18 protein-coding genes are annotated in these 18,619 nt (G+C 71.7%); 7 read left to right on the forward strand and 11 right to left on the reverse strand.

What is annotated here, in order from left to right; all coding sequences use genetic code 11:
• Positions 1-18: 18 nt before the first annotated feature.
• A complete protein-coding gene (locus tag F9C41_RS17510; protein WP_155387867.1) occupies positions 19-468 on the reverse strand; it encodes a VOC family protein in 450 nt (149 codons plus the stop codon).
• Positions 469-556: 88 nt separating this feature from the next.
• Between F9C41_RS17510 and F9C41_RS17515 the strand changes: the two genes are divergently transcribed.
• A complete protein-coding gene (locus F9C41_RS17515) occupies positions 557-1,114 on the forward strand; it encodes a CGNR zinc finger domain-containing protein (RefSeq protein WP_155387868.1) in 558 nt (185 codons plus the stop codon).
• Here F9C41_RS17515 and F9C41_RS17520 read toward each other — a convergent pair.
• Together F9C41_RS17520 and F9C41_RS17525 are read right to left on the reverse strand one after the other, a co-directional pair.
• Positions 1,111-1,740 (reverse strand): class I SAM-dependent methyltransferase, encoded by a 630-nt coding sequence (locus F9C41_RS17520; RefSeq protein WP_155387997.1) that lies wholly within the window; start codon positions 1,738-1,740, stop codon positions 1,111-1,113. The two genes, F9C41_RS17515 and F9C41_RS17520, sit on opposite strands and share 4 nt — an antisense overlap.
• Before the next feature lie 107 nt (positions 1,741-1,847).
• Complete coding sequence (locus F9C41_RS17525) at positions 1,848-2,378, reverse strand: hypothetical protein (protein ID WP_155387869.1); 531 nt, start codon at positions 2,376-2,378, stop codon at positions 1,848-1,850.
• A gap of 159 nt (positions 2,379-2,537) precedes the next feature.
• Between F9C41_RS17525 and F9C41_RS17530 the strand changes: the two genes are divergently transcribed.
• Positions 2,538-3,437 (forward strand): hypothetical protein, encoded by a 900-nt coding sequence (locus tag F9C41_RS17530; RefSeq protein ID WP_155387870.1) that lies wholly within the window; start codon positions 2,538-2,540, stop codon positions 3,435-3,437.
• 90 nt (positions 3,438-3,527) lie between these two features.
• On the opposite strand, the gene F9C41_RS17535 is transcribed toward F9C41_RS17530, so the two are convergent.
• Positions 3,528-3,866: an RNA polymerase-binding protein RbpA gene (locus F9C41_RS17535; RefSeq protein ID WP_155387871.1), complete on the reverse strand. Its 339-nt coding sequence runs from the start codon at positions 3,864-3,866 to the stop codon at positions 3,528-3,530.
• Between the two features lie 382 nt (positions 3,867-4,248).
• On the opposite strand from F9C41_RS17535, the gene macS reads away from it, so the two are divergent.
• From macS to F9C41_RS17555, 4 genes are all read left to right on the forward strand, one after another.
• Positions 4,249-5,361 carry a MacS family sensor histidine kinase gene (gene macS / locus F9C41_RS17540; protein ID WP_155387872.1) on the forward strand — a complete coding sequence of 371 codons (1,113 nt, stop codon included), beginning with the start codon at positions 4,249-4,251 and terminating at the stop codon, positions 5,359-5,361.
• 17 nt (positions 5,362-5,378) lie between these two features.
• Positions 5,379-6,008: a response regulator gene (locus F9C41_RS17545; RefSeq protein WP_120321200.1), complete on the forward strand. Its 630-nt coding sequence runs from the start codon at positions 5,379-5,381 to the stop codon at positions 6,006-6,008.
• Between the two features lie 81 nt (positions 6,009-6,089).
• Positions 6,090-7,943 carry a 3-oxoacyl-[acyl-carrier-protein] synthase III C-terminal domain-containing protein gene (locus F9C41_RS17550; RefSeq protein ID WP_155387873.1) on the forward strand — a complete coding sequence of 618 codons (1,854 nt, stop codon included), beginning with the start codon at positions 6,090-6,092 and terminating at the stop codon, positions 7,941-7,943.
• Entirely contained in the window at positions 7,940-8,770 is an 831-nt protein-coding gene (locus F9C41_RS17555; protein WP_230689688.1) for a DUF6999 family protein, read from the forward strand. Before F9C41_RS17550 ends, F9C41_RS17555 begins: the two co-directional genes overlap by 4 nt.
• 106 nt (positions 8,771-8,876) lie before the next feature.
• Here the strand turns inward: F9C41_RS17555 and F9C41_RS17560 are convergent, their stop codons facing one another.
• The 7 genes from F9C41_RS17560 to F9C41_RS41805 all read right to left on the reverse strand — a co-directional run bounded on the left by F9C41_RS17560 (position 8,877) and on the right by F9C41_RS41805 (position 17,509).
• A complete protein-coding gene (locus tag F9C41_RS17560; protein ID WP_230689689.1) occupies positions 8,877-10,685 on the reverse strand; it encodes a discoidin domain-containing protein in 1,809 nt (602 codons plus the stop codon).
• Positions 10,686-10,699: 14 nt separating this feature from the next.
• The gene (locus F9C41_RS17565; protein WP_155387874.1) at positions 10,700-11,665 is read right to left on the reverse strand and encodes a substrate-binding domain-containing protein; all 966 of its coding nucleotides are present in this window, start codon (positions 11,663-11,665) and stop codon (positions 10,700-10,702) included.
• A 31-nt stretch (positions 11,666-11,696) separates the two neighbouring features.
• On the reverse strand, positions 11,697-12,671 hold the full coding sequence (locus F9C41_RS17570) for an ABC transporter permease (RefSeq protein WP_155387875.1): 975 nt from the start codon (positions 12,669-12,671) through the stop codon (positions 11,697-11,699).
• Complete coding sequence (locus F9C41_RS17575; RefSeq protein ID WP_155387876.1) at positions 12,668-14,137, reverse strand: sugar ABC transporter ATP-binding protein; 1,470 nt, start codon at positions 14,135-14,137, stop codon at positions 12,668-12,670. Before F9C41_RS17575 ends, F9C41_RS17570 begins: the two co-directional genes overlap by 4 nt.
• Complete coding sequence (locus F9C41_RS17580) at positions 14,134-15,534, reverse strand: aldehyde dehydrogenase family protein (RefSeq protein WP_230689690.1); 1,401 nt, start codon at positions 15,532-15,534, stop codon at positions 14,134-14,136. The genes F9C41_RS17575 and F9C41_RS17580 overlap by 4 nt, the downstream gene beginning before the upstream one ends.
• A 173-nt stretch (positions 15,535-15,707) precedes the next feature.
• The gene (locus tag F9C41_RS17585) at positions 15,708-16,619 is read right to left on the reverse strand and encodes a serine hydrolase (protein WP_155387878.1); all 912 of its coding nucleotides are present in this window, start codon (positions 16,617-16,619) and stop codon (positions 15,708-15,710) included.
• The gene (locus F9C41_RS41805) at positions 16,616-17,509 is read right to left on the reverse strand and encodes a LysR family transcriptional regulator (RefSeq protein ID WP_155387879.1); all 894 of its coding nucleotides are present in this window, start codon (positions 17,507-17,509) and stop codon (positions 16,616-16,618) included. The genes F9C41_RS17585 and F9C41_RS41805 overlap by 4 nt, the downstream gene beginning before the upstream one ends.
• A gap of 110 nt (positions 17,510-17,619) precedes the next feature.
• Here F9C41_RS41805 and bla point away from each other — a divergent pair, with 110 nt between their 5' ends.
• Entirely contained in the window at positions 17,620-18,513 is an 894-nt protein-coding gene (bla, locus tag F9C41_RS17595) for a class A beta-lactamase (protein ID WP_155387880.1), read from the forward strand.
• The last annotated feature ends 106 nt before the right edge of the window (positions 18,514-18,619 follow it).

An 18,619-nucleotide genomic window follows, 5' to 3' on the forward strand; every position in this document is an offset into this window, starting at 1 on the left:
TGTGTCCGCATGGCGTGCTCAGAAGAAGCCGCACGCCGGGCCGTCGCCGGTGGCGGGCGCCGGCCGGGACGGCCGCTCGAGGGCATGGAACTCCAGGCGGATGCCGTCGGGATCGAAGCAGAAGAACTGCCCGGCGGCGGCCGGTTCGCCGGTCACCCCGCTGTCGTCGCGGATGGCGGCGCCGAGCGCGCGCAGCCGGGCCTCGATACCTGCCAGCGCCGCGACGTCGGGGACCTGGAACGCGAGGTGATGCAGGCCGGCCCGGTCCGTGGCGAACGGCGCGGCGCTCTGCTGCCAGAGGGTGATCATCGGTATGCCGCCGCTGCCCAGGAAGGCGTAGCGCCGGCCGTCGGCGTCGGATCCGCCGACGATCTCGACGCCGAGCGCGTCGCGGTAGAAGTCGATGGACCGGTCGAGATCGGTGACGTTCAGACCGGTGTGGCCGATGGTGATGCCTTGATCGATCATGGCGCTACCTTCTAATGGTTTTCTTCCGCCTACCCGTTAGAAGCTAGCACGGTGATCTAATGCCATCAAGAGGCGATACCATTAGGGCATGCACCTTGCGATCGAGCTCGCCAACACCGTGCACGCCCGCCAGGGCGAACTCCGCGACGAGCTCCAGACGCCCGCCGAGCTCGCCGCCTGGCTCGACCAGGTCGGGCCGCTGCTCGCCGTGCCCACCGCGGGCGGGTCACCGCGTGCCGTCAGCCGCGGTGACCTCGCGTCCGCCCGCGACCTGCGGGACGCCATCCGCGCCGTCGCGCTGGCCGCATCCACCGGGCAGGCCCCGGACCAGGAGAGCATCGAGCGCCTGAACGCGGCCGTCCGCATGGCCCCGCGCTGGCAGGAGCTGGCTCCCGACGCGAAGTCCACGGCGACCCGGCACGGTGCGGCGGCCGTGCCCGGCGCGCTCGCCCAGGTGGCCGCCGACGCGGTCGACCTGCTGTCCGCCGGCCGGGTCGGGGCATGCGCCGCGCCCGGCTGCGTCCTGCTGTTCGTGCGCGACCGGCCCAACCGCGAATGGTGCGGCAACGCCTGCGGGAACCGGGCACGCGTGGCACGTCACCACGACCGGCACAAGCAGCCGGCACCGCGGCGAGACAGGGACTAGGCGGTCAACGCGGAGTCGGCCCGGGAGCCCAGCACCGCCGCGATCGCGGCCTGCGGCCGCTGAGTGTCGTCGCCCGGCCGGTGCAGGCGCTCGACCTCCGTGAAGCCGGCCCGCGCCAGCCGTGCGGAGAACTCGTCGACGGGCCAGCGATAGGCCGTCGCGACCTTGTGGTCGAAGGCGGAGAGCTCCTCGCCGTGGACGAAGCCGACCACCAGCGTCCCGCCCGGGGCCATCATCTTCCGGAATGTGGCGAGCACGACGTCCAGGTCCGGCGGCGGCAGGTGGATCAGCGAGTACCAGGCCAGGATGCCGGCGATGGCACCGTCGCCGACGTCGAGGCTGTTCATCGACCCGAGCCGGTAGCTGCCGTCCGGGTGGGTCGCCTTCGCATGGGCGATGAAATGGGTGACCGGGTCGATCCCCGTGGCGTCGACACCGAGCGACCGGAGGTGGCCGGTGATGTGGCCGGGGCCGCAGCCCAGATCGAGCACGGCGCCGGGCCTGATCGACAGATGTCGCTCGATGAACGCGAGGTCGTCGGCAGGCACCTGCTCGATCGTGCCAAACAGGCTGATGTAGAGGTCTGCGACGGAGGCGTACGCGTCCCGAACCTGCTCCACGTTCACCACGTGACTATAGGAGTCCCCGGCATCCGTGTCGTACACCGCCCACGGCCTGCGGCGCGTGGACCGCAGCCTTCAGGGAGAACAGGCACAGCCGAATCGCGACGGCGTCATTGCTGCTCGACCTCCTTGAGGTAGTCCTCGCGCCGCCGGTCCTCCTGGGTGACCAGCTTCTCTCGGTGCAGTTTGTCGGCCCAATCGTCGGACTCCCAGGTGTCGGTGTCCGACACCGTGGCCACGAACGGCGACATCGACTCGGCTTCGTCCTGGTTGTCGAACTGCTCCCGGGTCGACCGGAGGCCGAGCAGCCACGCCATCGCGGCGGTCACGACCGCGTACGCGACGAACTGCGTGCGCATGACGGTCGGCAACGTCACCGCGGTCGCCGCGAGGATCAGCAGCATCAGGGTCAGCAGGCCTGTGCTCATGCCGAGCCGGCGGTAGGAACGGGCGTGGCCGCGGTCGGTTCTGATCGCGTAGTACACGAGGACCAGCGAGCTGAGAATGCAGATGATCTCCCGCAGCGGCTCCCACAGCAAGACGATGCGCGCGTTCGCGAGCTCGCGACCGTACGCGACGCCGAAGCCCAGGTTGACGAGCACCGCGAGATACGCCACATACTTCACCAGAGTCGTTTTCATGCGCGAGACCATAGTGCCCGAACAGCGGGCCGTGGTGCCCCTTTCCCGCGGTCGCCGCCGCGAAGGTGCCGTCGCCGAATACCCTGACCAGCCTCGACGCGTCCACCACGAACGTCGTGCAGTGCCCGCGACAGCCCCGCCACCGGCCTGGTTACGATCATGCGACCGTCCGAACTGGAGGAACTGCCGATGGCGCGGCGCAACAGCCCCTCCGGGTGCGGGTGTCTCATGCTCATCCTGCTGGGGCCGCTCCTGGTGAGCCTGGCCGTCTCCGTTCCCGGCACCGTGCTCGCCTCGCCTGCGGTCGTGGCGTTCCTGCTGGCACGGGACCCGAAGCAGATCGCGGCCTACCCCTCATGGTGGGCGGGTGTGGCGCTGGCCCCGCTCGTGGCATACCTCGTGGTCCGGTTCGCCGGGCGCGGCAGGGTGCACGCTCGGCATCGGGTCCACCTGGTCCGCGCCGGCGTCCTGACCGCGCTGTGCGCCGGTGCGGCCCTGCTGGCGATGGTGCTTCATCAGCAGCACCTCGGTGGCACGACCGGCGCGACACCGCAGGCCCCGGCCGGGCCGCAGCCTCTGTCGCTGGAGACCTCGCTGCCGCTGGTCGGCCCGGTGGCGGCCGGCACGACGGCGCTGCTCTTCTACTTCGCGCTCCGGCTGCTCGACCGCGGGCTCGCGCGCCGGGCGCAGGGCACGCCGCACACCCAGACCGCACCCGCCCGGCTCGACCCGCGGCCGCAGGAGATCTGGTGGGGGGAGATCGAGTTCCGCGACGGCGACGGCGCCAAGGACCGTCCGTTCGTCGTCCTGCGGGCGCTGCCGCATCACCTGGAAGTCCTGCAGATCACGTCGCAGGACAAGTCGCACCGCGACGACCATCTCCCGTTCTGGACCGGCAGCTCCGACCCGCACGCCGTCGACGACGGCTACCTGGAGCTCAGGGTCCGGCAGGTGAGCAGGCTCGACCTGCGCCGCAGGGATGCCGCCCGCTGCCCGGACCCGATCTGGCAACAGGTGCGGTCGATGAGAGCGACCGACGCGCCGCGAACACGGCCGTGACCACGGCGTTCACGCCGCCACCCGCGCCAGGTCGAGCCGGCGCAGGGGGCCGGATCGGCGAGAATGTCGTGACCGGGCCGGCCGCTGCGGTCAGCGGCCGCGCTTGGCGCGCAACAACGTGAGCCGTTCGTCGAGCAGCTCGTCGAGTTCGGCGATAGAGCGACGCTCCAGCAGCATGTCCCAGTGCGTACGCGGCGGCTTGCCCTTCCGCTGCTCCAGCTCGGTGCCGTCGACCAGCCGCGCCACCACGCCGTCGAACTTGCAGTCCCAGGTCGTGGGGACCTCCACGTCCATCGCGAAGGGCACCGAGAAGCGGTGACCGTTGACGCAGCGAAACTCGCGACTCTGCCGCGCCACGAACTCGGTGTTGCGGACTGATTCGTAGCTGACGGATCCGAGGCGGCTTCCTCGTAGCGTGCGGTCTGCCATGTCTGCTCCTCGCGGTTGGCGCCGGGTCAAGGTGACGCGACGACGCGTACCACCGTGTATGCACGTGAGAGCTGGGCGCCATTCAGCAGATCATGCTTGGGCGTGCCGTCATGTCCAGCCTACCCGCGGAGCACGGAGCTTGGCGGTGAGGCCGTGGAGCTGGGCCGGCCGGCGAGCGGAGTGACCGCCCCGCGCGGCGGCGATTCTCTGGCACAATCGCCGCCGTGAACGGGATCGCATCCACGAGACACCAGGTCGCGGCAGCGCTCAGCGCCGGACCGGCCCAGACCTGTTCGATGCATGCCGTCCTGACCGCCGACGCCGTGCCGTCGATGCTGACGCGGTTGCGGGCAAGGCCCTGATGGCGGAGAGGAAACCGCCGATGGCACTGCAGGCGCCGCTGTGGCGGGCCGTCACCGTCTTCCGGGTGGCGGCGCTGGTGTACGCCACCATCCTGATGCTGGCCGGCTTCCGTGACTTCACCCGGCCCTGGCTGGGCTGGGCGGTGCTCGCGGCGATGGTGGCCTGGACCGCTGTGACCGGCGTGCGCTACCAGGACCCCGCGGGCCGCAACCGCACCTGGCTTGCCGCCGACCTCGCCGTCACCCTGACCTGCCTGCTCGCATCCGCCCTGGTCGTGTCCGCCGACCGGCTGTCCTCCGGCGGGCCGACCTTGCCGATGGCCTGGGTGGCCGGAGCGGTTCTGGTGTGGGCGTTGCGCGGCGGCCGGCGGGCGGGCGGCATCGCGGCGCTGATCATCGGCGCCGCCGACCTGTTCCTGCGCGGCGAGATCACCTCCGCCACCGTGAACGGCACGGTGCTGCTGCTGCTTGCCGGCGGAGTCATGGGATACGTGTCACGGCTGACCGACGACGCCGAGACCCGACTGCAGCGGGCCGTGGAGCTGGAGGCGGCGACCCGCGAGCGCGAGCGGCTCGCCCGCGGCATCCACGACTCCGTCCTGCAGGTCCTCGCCCTGGTGCAGCGGCGCGGCACGGAGCTCGGCGGTGAGGCCGCGGAGCTGGGTCGGCTGGCCGGCGAGCAGGAGGCGGTGCTGCGCTCGCTGGTCGGGGTGCACGACACGGCGGCGGCCGCGGGCAGCACCGACCTTCGGCTGCTGCTGGGACGGTACGGCTCGCCACGGGTCACCGTGGCCACCCCCGCGACGCCGGTGCTGCTGCCGGCGGCGGTCGCGGCGGAGGTCGCCGCGGCCGCGGGCAGCGCGCTGGACAACGTGGCCGTCCACTGCGGTCCCGTGGTGCGGGCCTGGGTGCTGGTCGAACAGGAGCCGGACGCGGTCACCGTGTCGATCCGCGACGACGGGCCAGGCATCGCGCCGGGACGGCTGGCCGAGGCGTCCGCGTCGGGTCGGCTCGGGGTGGCGCAGTCGATCCAGGGCCGGATCCGCGACCTGGGCGGCACAGTCGCGATCACCAGCGCGCCAGGGCAGGGCACCGAGGTCGAGCTGCGGGTGCCGGCGCCCCGGATAGGCTGACCGTCGTGGTGGACGTGATGGTGGTCGACGACCATCCGATGTGGCGGGACGGCGTGGCACGGGACCTCACCGACGCCGGATACACGGTGGTGGCGGCGGTCGGCGAGGGCGCGCAGGCGGTGCGGATCGGCCCGTCGGTGCGCCCCGACGTCGTCGTGCTCGACCTGCAGCTGCCGGACCTGTCCGGGGTGGAGGTGATCCGCGGCCTGGTCGCGGCCCTGCCGCAGGTGCGGGTGCTGGTGCTGTCGGCCAGCGGCGAGCAGCAGGACGTGCTCGACGCGGTCAAAGCCGGTGCGGCGGGTTACCTGTTGAAGTCGGCGGCGCGGGAGGAGTTCCTGGACGCGGTGCGGCGTACGGCCGAGGGTGACGCGGTGTTCACGGCCGGGCTCGCGGGCCTGGTGCTGGGCGAATACCGGCGTCTCGCGGCCGCGCCGGGCGACGGGCCGGACGCGCCGCGGCTGAGCGAGCGGGAGACCGAGGTGCTGCGGCTGGTCGCCAAGGGCCTCACCTACCGGCAGATCGCCGAGCGGCTCACCCTGTCGCACCGCACCGTGCAGAACCATGTGCAGAACACGCTGGGCAAGTTGCAGCTGCACAACCGGGTGGAGCTGGTCCGCTACGCGATCGAGCAGGGCCTGGACGACTGAGCGGCCACTGAGTACGGCGCACATCGCGGTTGAGTGCCTGAGCGGATTCGCGTGCGCCCGGCGGCTGGCTGAATCGGAGGCATGACGGCTTTCCCGAACGTGTACCTGACCGGATTCGGCGCCTACCTGCCCGGCGAGCCGCTGGACGCCGAGCAGATCGCCCTGCGGCTGGGCGCGGGCGCGCGCGGCGCCGGGCTGCGGGCGCGGGTGCTGGCCGCCAACGGCATCCGGACCCGGCACTACGCGCTCGACGAGCACGGCGCGGTCACCATGCTCAACGAGGAGCTGGCCGCCGCGGCGGTGCAGGAGGCGTTGAAGGACCGGGACCTGCCGCTGGAGTCGGTGGGCATGCTGGCCGCCGGGACCACCCAGGGCGACCTGCTGGTGCCGGGCTTCGGTTCGATGGTGCACGGCCGGCTGGGCGGGCCGCCGATGGAGGTGCTGTCCGCGGGCGGGGTGTGCGCGTCGAGCATGGCCGCGCTGTCGGCCGCGGCGCGGGCGGTGCGGCTCGGCGAGCACGACGCGGCCGTGGTGGTCGGGTCGGAGCTGGTCAGCCGCTCGCTGCGGCAGAGCCGGTACGAGGGCGAGCGGTCGGGTTTCGACGCGGAGTTCCTGCGCTGGACGCTGTCGGACGGGGCGGGTGCGGTGGTGCTGGAGCCGCGACCACGCCCGGACGGGCTGAGCCTGCGGCTGGACTGGACGCACCTGGTGTCGTATGCCGGGGAGCGTCCGGTGTGCATGTCGGCGGGCGGCGAACCGGTCGCCGGGAAAACGTGGCTGGACGGCCCGGATGTGGCAAGCGCCGAGCGGGCGGGGCTGGTGCGGCTGCGCCAGGACGTGAAGTCGCTGCCCGCGCTGTTCCGGCTGGGACTGCGTGAGTACATGGGGCTGGTGCGGGCGGGCAGGTTCACGCCCGACAGCATCGATCATGTGCTGTGCCACTACAGCGCCGAGCACTTCCGGGGCGAGATCTTCGGGCTGCTGCGCGAGGCGGACCTGATGATCGACGAGCGGCGCTGGTTCACGAACCTGCACACGCGCGGCAACACCGGGGCCGCCAGCATCTTCGTGATGCTGGAGGAGGCGTGGCGGGCTGGCCGGTTCAGCCCCGGCGAGCGCATCCTGCTGATCGTGCCGGAGTCGGGCCGCTACTCGCTAGCGTTCGCCCAGCTGACCTGCGTGGCCGCCTCGGCGCGGGCGGTCTCGGCGGTCGCGGGCGCGGCGGACCACCCCGCTGGGACGCCGTCGCCGCTGGTGGCCCAGGACGGTGACGGTGAGGTGGTGCGGTGGACGGTGCTGGAGCTGGCCCGGGTGTGGGAGCAGTTCGAGCGGCAGGTGCGGGCGACCCCGCTGGTCCGGCGGATCGACACCGGCACGGCGACGCTCGACGACTACCGGCGGCTACTGGTGCACCTGCGCCAGCAGGTCGTCGAAGGCGGGCGCTGGATCAGCCGCGCGGCGTCGAACTTCTCCGTCGAGATGTTCGCGCTGCGCAGCGCGGCGATCACACACGCGGCCGAGGAGCACCGCGACTACCAGCTGCTCGAACGTGACTTCTGCGCGGTCGGCGGCACCATCGAGGAGATCCGGGGGGCGCGCAAGAACATCGGCTCGGAGGCGCTGTCGGCGTACGTGTTCCACCAGGCGAGCCAGCCTGACCCGGTGGACCTGCTGGGCGCGATGTTCGTCATCGAAGGGCTCGGCGCGGGCCTGGTGCTGGGCTGGGCCCGCGCGCTGCGCGAGCAGCTGAACCTGCGCGAGGACCAGGTGAGCTTCCTCGGCTACCACGGCGAGGCCGACGACGCGCACTTCGCCGAACTCGCGCACCTGCTGCGCGAGGCGGTCCCGGACCGGGCGGCCGCGGCCCGGGTGGTGCGCACGGCCGAGGTCGTCGCCCGGCTGTACGCGATGCAGCTCGCGGAGGTCGACGCGTGAAAGGCCCCACCGTGTGGACGGCGATCATGGCCGACCCGACCGTGCCCATCGACCGGGACGTGCTGGCGATGGTCGTGGCCGACCAGCGGCAGTGGACCCGCCGCTGGCTGTATCCGCCCGCGCGAGTCCTGTCCCGGGTCGCCGTGTGGCTGATCCGGGTGGTCAAGGCACTGCTGCCATGGACGTTCTCGGCGCATACCACGATGGACCGGCTGTGCGTGTGGTTCCTGCGCCGGTTCGTCTCGCCGCGGGCCGGTGAGCTGCTGATCCGGCACTTCCTCATCGAGACGAACCTGCTGGCGTTCATCGCCCGCAACAGCGGCGTGGCCGGGGTGACCGAGCCGACCCTGCGGCCCACCACGCTCGCCGGGCTCGGGGACCGGGCGGTGATCGAGCACGACGTCAGCGTGTACGACGTGCTCATCGCCCTGGGTGCGGGGCGCCGGGGGCCCCGCGGGCCGCTGGACTTCTCGATGCTGGCGCTGCCGCCGGTCGACCCCTCGCGGGGGCTGCGGCGGCTGCTGCGCCTGGACATCCAGACCGCGCTGTGCCTGATGAACATCCCGTTCGCGCTGTGTCTGACCCCGCAGGAGTACCGGCGCGCGGTGCACTCGATGCGGCTGGACGAGTCGCTGCTGACGGTGCTGGCGGAGCTGACCGGGGACGACACGTTCCTGCGCTGGCGGCCGGGCGGGGTGGTGGTGCGGGTGGACAGCGGCCTGGACGTGCCGCGCGCGGTGTACGAGCACGCGGTGATCCATGAGTACGCCCACGCCCGGCTCGTGAAACTGGCGGCAGGCGACCCGGCCGCACACTCCCGTGCCTGATGAACCGAGTCGCCTGCCCCCGTGCCGCGTAGTCTGCCGCGACGGGGTCGAACTCGGTGCGCGTGACGGCAGGGTGCCTGCTTCCGGGCACCCTGCCGCCTTCGTCTCAGCTCGCGTACGCCTCCAGTTCGTAGATCCGGGCGGCGGTGTCGGTGTCACTCGTCGGCGTGATCACGTTGACCCGGATATATCGGGCGGTCACCGGGGTGATCGTGTGGGTGGTGACGTTGGCGGTGTTGCCGCGCGGCGAGGCCACCGTCGTCCAGGTCGTGCCGTTGGTGCTGACCTGGACGTCGAAGTCGCGCGTGTTCCAGACGGCCTTCTCCCCGCCGGCGCCGGAGTGGCGCAGCACGACCCGGCCCACCTGCTGGTTGGACTGCAGGTCGACCCGGATCCACTTACCGCTGCCCAGGGCGCACCATTTGTCGGTGTTGCCACCGGTCCAGCTGCCGTTGACGGCCTTGGCCGGGGCCTCGTTCGCCGCGCACTGCCCGGAGGCGGTGGCGGGCTTGTTGAGGGCCAGGTTCGCCGGCGGCGTCGTGGTCGGCACGTACAGGTTGATGTCGGTCAGGCTGGCACTGCCCTCGTACACGTTGGTGTAGAGGTCGCCGATGACGAAGTAGTCCGGGTACTGCGAGCCGGCCGGCCACTGGTTGGGCCAGCTGGCGCTGCCGTGGTCGTCGTTCTGCGTCAGGGTGCCGTTGAACTGCCCGCCGTACTCGGCCGCCGTGGTGTTGTAGTGCCAGATCGGCGCGTTGTTGACCACGAACGGCCGGTGGAAGCGCAGCGTCTGCTGGCCCGCGCGGGCGAAGTTGCCGCTGGCCTCCAGGGTGTATCCGGTCGCGTCACGCTCGATGGCGAACGAGTAGAACTGGTTGGGCATCAGCTCGGGCTGCAGCTCGGCGGCCGAGGACAGCTGCTGCTCGGCGACGCCGCCGGAGCAGCTGGTCATGAACCACTGGGAGTTGCCGGGCAGGCCGCCCGCGCCGGGATTCCAGTTCGGCATGCCGCTGATCCACATGTTGACGGTGTTGAAGCTGCTGTCGCGGTAGTTGTAGTACTGGTTGGTGGCCGCGTTGCAGACCCGGCCGCCGGTGCCGGTGCCGACCCGGTCGGGGTGCTGGGAGAACGAGTCCATCAGCACCTTGCGGTGGTAGTGCCAGAAGTGGTTGTTGCGCGGCGCGGGGTTGGCGAAGTCGACGATCGACAGGAAGTGGAAGCCGTTGTAGCCGTACGGGCCTTCGCGCACGCTCTGCCACTGGCAGTACGGCACGGACGCGTCGCCGCTCCAGCCGGGCGTGCCCTGCCCCTCCCCCCACGGGTGCTGCGTCTTGCAGCCGGTGGCGCTGTATCCGTTGACGCGCCCGCCGTAGTTGATGGTGCCGTTGCGCTTGCCGCCGAAGTCGAGGGTCTTGAGCTTGTACTCGATGCGGTAGCGGTCGGGCAGCCGGTTCGTCGGCCGGAAGATCGCCCCGCCGGTGCTCTCGGGCACGTTGAGCACGGCCACGTTGCCGCCGCCCTGCGCCTGGGTGGTGATCGACGGCGGCGACTCGATGACGCCGTCGGAGTTGAAGTCACGGGCCGACAGTGACGCGGTCAGCCAGCCGTTCTGCCCGAGCGTGATGTCCTTGCGGTAGGTCGCGAACGAGTTCAGGGCGGTGTCCCACGCCGAGCCGTAGTCGTTGTGGTACCACACGCCCGGATCGTCGGTGATGTTGTCGAACCCGGTGGCGTAGGTGTCGCGTACCCACGCGGAGTTGTTGCTGTTGAACGAGGTGGTGAAGTTCTCCCCGTAGAGCAGCTGCCAGCCGGGCGGAGCGGCCGCGGCGGGCGCCGCGGTCACCGCCGACGCGGTCGCCGCGAACAGGACACCGGCGGTCAGGCCCGTCGCGAGCAGTCTCCTTTTCCTGATCATGGGTGCGCTCCCTGCTACTTCGGGTCGATGTACTGGGCGGCGTTGTCCTTGGTGATCTGCGGCGACGGCACGACGGTGTCCTTCTCCACGCTGGCGCCGCCCAGGATCTCCACGGTGCGGTCGAGGGCGAGGCTGCCGATGACCTTCGGGCTGTTCAGGCCGGTGACGACGTAGTTGCCGCCGGTCAGGATGGCCTGCAGCGCCTCCAGTTGGCCGTCGACGCCGGCGAAGACGATCTGCGCGGACTTGCCCGCGGTCTGCACGGCCCGCTGCGCGCCCAGGCACATGGCGTCGTTCTCGCAGAACACCGCCGACAGGTCGGGGTTGGTCGCGAGCAGGTTCTCCATGATGGTCAGGGCGCCGTCGGAGCTCCAGCCGCCGAAGCCGGGCGCTTCGACGACGGTGATGCCCGGCGCCTTGCTCAGCGACGACTTCAGTCCGTTGGTGCGCGCCAAACCGATGCTGTTGTCGGCGGGACCGCCCTTGATGATCGCGACCTTGCCCTTGCCGCCGAGCCGGGTCGCCAGGAACTCGCCGTCCTGCTTGCCGATGGCCTCATTGTCGGGGCCGATCCAGCTGGTGTACTCGCCGGTGGCGAACTTGCGGTCGACGAGCACGACCGGCTTGCCGGCGGCCTTGATGGCGTTGAGGGCGGCAGGCGCCGACTCCAGCGGTCCGCCGGAGATGATGATCGCGTCGACGTTCTTGCTGAGCAGGTCCTCGACGTCGGCGGCCAGCTTCGCCGCGTCGCCGTTGGCGTCGGTGCTGATCGTCTTGACGGTCAGGTCACCGGTCGACTTCGTCTTGGCCTGCGCGGTGATCGCGGCGTCCATGCCACTGAAGTACGGGCCGCTGAGCAGGAAGTTCGCGACCCCGATCGTGTACGTCTTCCCGCTGCTCGGTTCGTCGGCGGAGCAGGCGGCGCCGCCGGCGAGCAGGACGGTGGCGGCCAGCAGGCCGATCAACCGGTTCTTCGACATGTGGGCATCTCCACTGGTTGAGGGACGGATTTCAGCCGCGGGACCGGTTCACACGCTGCACGAGGATGACGGCGATGATGATCAGTCCCTTGAGCACCTGCTGCCAGAAGCTCTGCACGCCGTACAGGTTCAGCAGGTTGTTGATGAGCACCAGGACTGCGACCCCGCCGAGGGTCGCCCGGACCGAGCCCCGTCCACCGGACAGGCTCGCCCCGCCGATGACGCACGCGGCGATCGCGTCGAGTTCGAACGCGACACCGACGCTGGGTTGGGCGATGCCGACCCGGCTGGCCAGGATGACCCCGGCCAGTCCGGCGCACGCGCCGCTGATCGTGTACGCGGCCACGACATGGCGGCGCACGTTGATGCCCGCCAGCCGGACCGTCTCGGCGTTGCCGCCGATCGCCACGATCGACCGACCGGCGGGCGTACGGGTCAGGAACACCCCGCCGACCGCGAACACGGCCAGCATGATGACGGTGATGAGCGGGACCGGCCCGACCATCGCCGTGCCGAGGTCGAGGAACGCCGGGTCGGCCGGGGCGATCGGCACCTCCGAGTACACGAACGCCAGGCCGCGGATCGTCGTCAGCGACGCCAGCGTCACCACGAACGGCGCCAGCGCGAACCTCGCCACCAGCGTCCCGTTGACCAGACCGAACGCGATGCCGCTCGCGACGCCGACCGCCATCGCCACCGGGATGGGCAGGTCTGCGGCCAGACCGGCGGTGACGATGCCGGCGAACGCCACGATCGAGCCGACCGACAGGTCGATCCCACCGGTGAGGATCACCACCAGCATGCCCAGGGAGAGCAGTCCCACCGTCACCATCTGCTTGAGCAGGCTGGTCAGGTTCACCGGCGTGAGGAAAGAGTCCGACGTCGTCGCCGCGACCGCGACGAAGGCCACGATGAGCAGCGTGAACCCCGCCTCCACGGTGAGGTCCCGGCCGCCGACGACCAGCCGCGGCAGGCGTCGGGGTGCTCGGGCGGACTCGGCACTCATGCGGGCCTTCCCATCGATAGGGCGAGGACCTCGTCCTCGCCGGTGTCGGCGGACCTCAGCTCGCCGGTGATCCGGCCCTGGTGCATGACGAGGACCCGGTCGGTGGCGCCGATGACCTCGGTGAGGTCGGAGGAGATCAGCAGGACGGCCAGGCCCTGCCGGGCGAGCTCGTCGACCATGCGGTAGATCTCCACCCGGGTCGCCATGTCGACGCCGCGGGTCGGCTCGTCGAGCAGCAGCACGCGGGGGTCACGCAGCAGCCATTTGGCCAGCACGACCTTCTGCTGGTTGCCGCCGCTGAGGTGGACCGCGGGCATCGGCGCGCAGCCCGCCGGCCGGATCTGGAGCCGGTCGACCATCGCGGCGACGTCGCGGCGCTGCCGGGCGACGTCCAGCAGCGGCCCGCGGGACGTCGAGTGCCAGGTCGTCAGCGACATGTTGTCGCGCACGGTCATGCCCAGGACCAGGCCGGTGCGGGCGCGGTCCTCGGTGACCAGGGCCATTCCGGCCTCGATCGCCTCGGCCGGTGACCTGTGCGCGCCCTTGCCTGCCACGGCGGGCGCAGCGCCGAACACGCACCGGGCGAGTTCACTGCGGCCCGAGCCGACCAACCCGAACAGGCCGGTGATCTCACCTGCCCGCAGCTCGAACCCGATGTCGGCGAACTCGCCGGGGCGGGTCAGCCCGTCCACGCGGTGCAGCACCTGCCCGTGGCCGTCGCGGCGCGCGGGATAGATCTGCTCCAGGCGGCGGCCCGCCATCAGGCCGATCAGTTCGTCCTCGCCGGTGTCGCCGGGCGTGAGGGTCTCGATGACCCGGCCGTCCTTCATCACCACGATGGACGTCGCGAGCTGGAGCACCTCAGGCAGCCGGTGCGACACGTAGATGACCAGTACCCCGCGTTCGCGCAGCTGTCGTATCAGCGCGAACAGTGCTTCCAGGTCGGCTCCGGCGAGCACGGCCGACGGCTCGTCCAGGACCAGCACCCGCGGTTCGCTGATGAGGGCCTTGGCGATCTCGACCATCTGCTGGCGGGCCACCGACAGCCGCCCGGCGCGCTCGCGGGGGTCGATCGCGCCGAAGCCCACCCGGACGAGCAGTTCCCGGGCACGGGCGTCGGCGGCCTTCCAGTCGATCAGGCCCAGCCGCCGGGGAAAGGCGCCCAGCAGCAGGTTCTCGGTCACCGACAGCTCCGGCACCAGCGACAACTCCTGGTAGACGGTGCGGATGCCGAGGTCGTGCGCGTCGTGCGGCGAGCGCGGGTCGACGCGTTCGCCGTCCATCCACATCGCACCGGAGCTCATCGGCAGCGCACCGGACAGGATCTTGATGAGGGTGGACTTGCCGGCGCCGTTGGCCCCGACCACGCCGATGACGTCGCCCGCGTCGCCCCGCAGCCCGACGCCGTGCAACACCTCGACTCCGCTGAACTCCTTGTGCACGTCGCGCAGCTCCAGGCGGCTCACGCGAACGCCTCCATCACCACGATCGTCTTCTGCCGGGTCAGGTCGAGCGCGGTCTCGTGCAGGCCCTCGCGGTAGCCGCCGGTGTCCTTGGTGCCGCCGAACGGCAGGTTCTCGGCCCGCAGCGCGGTCGAGCCGTTGATGATGACGCCGCCGACGTCGAGCTGCCGGGCGATGGTGAACGCGCGGGAGACGTCGCGGGTGAACACGGCCGCGTGCAGCCCGTACGGGGACGCGTTGGCCATCGCGACAGCCTGCGCGGGGTCAGCGAACCGGGCCACCGGCGCCACCGGCCCGAAGATCTCCTCGGCGAACGCCGGGCTGCTCGTGGGCACGTCGACGAGCACGGCCGGCTCGACGAACGCGCCGTCGCGGGTGCCACCGGCGAGCAGCCGCGCCCCGTCGGCAACGAGCTGGTCGACCGCCGCGGTGACCCGCGCCGCGGCCTGCTCGGCGATGAGCGGCCCGACGTCGGTCTCCTCGCTCAGCTGGTCGCCGACCACCAGCGCCGCGGTCTGGGCCAGCAGCGCGTCGACGAACGCGTCGTGCACACCGTCCTGCACGTACACCCGCTTGACCGCGCAGCAGATCTGGCCGTTGCCGCGGGCCAGCCGGCCCAGCACCACCGCCTGCGCGGCGGCCTGCACGTCGGCGTCGTCGCAGACGATCAGCGCGTCGTTGCCGCCGAGCTCCAGCAGGACCTTCTTGAGGGTCTGCGCGCCGAGCCGGGCGATCTCCCGGCCCGCGGCGGTGCTGCCGGTGAGGGTCACCGCGGCCACCCCGGGATGCTCGGCGAGGGTCCGCGACACCTGCGCGTCGCCGGTGACCAGCTGATGCCCGTACTGCGGAATGCCTGCCCGCTGGACGAGTTCGGCGATGCGCACGAGGGCGAGCGGGCAGCGCGCGGGGGGCTGGACGACGACGGCGTTGCCGGCGGCGATCGCGGCGGCGGCCTTGTGGGCGTACAGCTCCACGGGGTAGTTGAAGGGCACCAGCGCGGCGACCACGCCCAGCGGTTCGCGGATCGTCACGGCGAGGTGGCGTTCCAGACCGGGCACCGCGTCCAGCGGGATCTGGCGGCCGAACAGTCGGGTGGCCTCGGCCGCGCTCCCCCGGAAGATCCGGATGGCGGCGTCCACCTCGCCGCGGGTCTGCAGGATCGGCTTGCCGTTCTCGGCGGCCAGCAGGACGGCCAGGTCGTCGCGTTCGGCCTCGATCAGGTCCGCGATCCGCTGCAGCAGTGCCGCCCGGTCGTGGGCCGCCAGTGCGGCCATCGCGCGCTGGCCCTGCTGGGCCAGGTCGACGACGGCGGCGACCCGCTCGGGCGTCATGGCCTCGATCTGGCCGAGCGGTTCGGCGGTGCCGGGATTGCGGACATGCAGAAGGGCAGCGTCGGGCACGGGAACTCCTCGGGATTCACCGGAAGGCCGACCGCGCCGACGGTCGTGACAAACTCGCATAATTCGGAGCAAGTGCATGCAAGTCACTACGATCAATGTACCCGAATCCTATAGGATGTCAACGCCTGGTTTCCGGGACGTCCCCAGGCCGTCACCGGCCGCACCGGGGCGGGTCAACGCCGGTCGAAACGGCGCAACTGATCGCGCAGCATGCGGGCGACCTGCGCCATCAGCGCCTCAGCCTCGGGCTGGACCGCCGCCGCCACCTGCGACTCGGTGAGCGCGGCGACCGCGAATGCCTGCCCGTCGGCGTGCTCGACCACACCGATCTCGTGGCGCAGGTTCAGCAGGGTGCCGGTCTTGGACGACCACAGCGAGGCATCCGAGCTGAAATCCGGGGCCAGCCGGTGGCGCATCACCGTGGCGCCCATCAGCTCCCGCACCCGCGCCGCCACCGCCGGCTCGACAACCGACGGCCGCCACAGCGCCTGCAACAGATCCACGAACGCCCGCGCCGAACCCGTGTTGGCCCGCGCGATGTCCAGCTGCGCCACCACATGCCCGCCCGTCGGCGTCGCGCCCGCGATGGCCAGCGAATGCGCGACGTGCAGGTCAGCGGGGTCCAGCAGTTCGGCGGGAGTGCTGGCCAACTCACGCATCAGGAATCGGACGCTGATGCCGCCCACGCCGAGCCGCCTCAGCTCCGCAGTCACCTGGTCGGGCGGCGTCAGCTGCAGCAGCGCGTCGGCGGCGGTGCTGTCGCTGACGGCGACGGCCAGGTAGGCCAGATCCTCGACCGCGATCGTCGCCGGGTGCCGGAACCTGCTCAACCCGGTGGGACCCGGCGTGCTCACCCGGCCCGGCTCGACCGTGACCGGCGCCGCCGCGTCGAGCTCGCCCCGGGCGGCCCGTTCCAGGGTCGCGACCGCGAGCGGGACCTTCACCAGCGACGCGACCGGCCACACCAGGTCCGCCTCGATGCCCAGCTCCGCACCGGAGTCCAGGTCGCGCACCAGGAATGAGCCCCGAAGCCCGCCGTCACGCAGGACTTCGCGGGCCTCGGCCACGACTGCCGCATCGTTCACGGCCGCCGCCGCCTCTCGTCGCCCACACCCAGGCAACGACCGATCTCGGCCGACAGCAGCTGCCCCACCTCGGTCGCGTCGTCCCGCGTACCGGCCGCCATGTCGTACCCGCGACGCAGGTCCAGCTCGCCGACGGGTCGCCAGTGCAGGCCCAGCTCGCCGGCCTGCGCCCGCGAGCACGCCAGCAGGTCGTCGGACGTCAACGTCGCCGCTACCGCGGCGACCAGCGATGGCGCGGTGACCACCTGCGAGGGCTGCAGGCCGACCGCCGCGCCCAGCCGCGCCAGCTCGTCGCCCACGTGTGCCACATCGTCCTCCGGCTGCACCCAGATCCTGCGCCGCCGCGCGTTTCGCGCCGCCCGGCCCGCCCGCAGCGTCTCGACGTGGACGGCCGTCCGTCCGGGATCGGCGACCGCGGCCAACCCCACCGGCACCTGCCAGGCGGCCCCGTCGGCCGGTGCGGCCACGATCGCGGCCCCGACCTGCAGCGCCCGCACCAGCTCCGCCCGCTCGACCGGCCCGGCGGGAGTCAGGTCCAGGTGCACCTGCTCGTCCCGGCCCGCGGCCACCAGGCGGGCGAGCACGAGCGTGCCGCAAACGGCCGGGACGGCCAGCCGCACCGGGCGCAGCCGCGCCCGCGCCGCGTCCTGGGTCATCGCGTCAGCCAGGTCGGCCAGCCGCCTGGCCCACGGCAGCATGTCCCGCCCGAACGGGGTGAGCCGGACCGTGCGCGAAGACCGCTCGAACAGCCGCCCGCCCAGGTGCTCCTCCAGCGCCGCGACCCGTCTGCTGGCCACCGACTGCGGGATCCGCGCCACCGCCGCGCCCGCGGTGAAGCTGCCCTGACCGGACACGGCCAGAAACGCCTGGCACGCCGCCACCACATCCACCTCGCGATTCTATGCTCGAACAGCATAGATCCGCCTGTTTCTGTCTTTGCTTGCATTCATCAGCCGATGGGATGCTCGCGGCCCGGACACGATACGAGGAAAGGCAAGAGATGATCAACTCTGTGCGGCGGGCCGCTGCGGCCGCCACGCTCACCGGCCTGCTCCTCAGCGGCTGTTCCAGCCATCCCGCCGAAGTGCCACCATCACCTGCAGCACAGACCTCGGCCACCGCCGCTTTCGCGGACCTCGAGACCCGGTTCGACGCCCGGCTGGGCGTGTACGCCGTGGACACCGGCACCGGCCGTTTCGTCGAGCACCGCGCCGACGAGCGCTTCGCCTACGCCTCCACCTACAAGGCCCTGGCCGCCGCCGCGGTCCTGGATGCCACGACCGCCGAGGAACTCGACCGCATCGTCCGCTACACCGCCGCCGACCTGGTCACCTACTCGCCGGTCACCGAGAAGAACGTCCAGACGGGAATGACCCTGCGCGCACTGGCCGATGCCGCCGTGCGCTACAGCGACAACACCGCCGGCAACCTGCTGCTGGACCACCTGGGCGGCCCCGACGGCTTCGAGCGGGCGCTACGCGACATCGGCGACCAGACCACCGACGCCGCCCGCCACGAGACCGAACTCAACGAGGCCACCCCGGGCGACAACCGCGACACCAGCACCCCGCGTGTCCTGGCCACCGACCTGCGGGCGTACGCCCTGGGCGGCGATCTCGCCGACGACGACCGCACCGTGCTGACCGACTGGCTGCGTGGCAACACCACCGGCGCCAAGCTCATCCGCGCCGGCGTCCCCGCCGGTTGGCAGGTGGGCGACAAGACCGGAGCAGGCAGTTACGGCACCCGCAACGACATCGCCGTCGTCTGGCCCACCGACGGCGCCCCGATCGTGCTGGCCGTCCTGTCCAGCCGCAGCCAGCAGGACGCGAAGTACGACGACGCGCTGATCGCCCAGGCCGCGGCTGCCGCGATCGGGGCGCTTCGCCCTTGAGCGGTGGTGAGACCACCGGGGCCGGGCGCTGTACGGTGCCCTGCCCCGTCCCACCGTTGTCCAGCGCACATACGCGGTCGACGAGTTCCCCGATCGCCCGGCGGCC

It is taken from the genome of Catellatospora paridis, from assembly GCF_009720365.1.
In the GTDB taxonomy this organism is placed as follows: Bacteria; Actinomycetota; Actinomycetes; order Mycobacteriales; family Micromonosporaceae; genus Catellatospora; species Catellatospora paridis.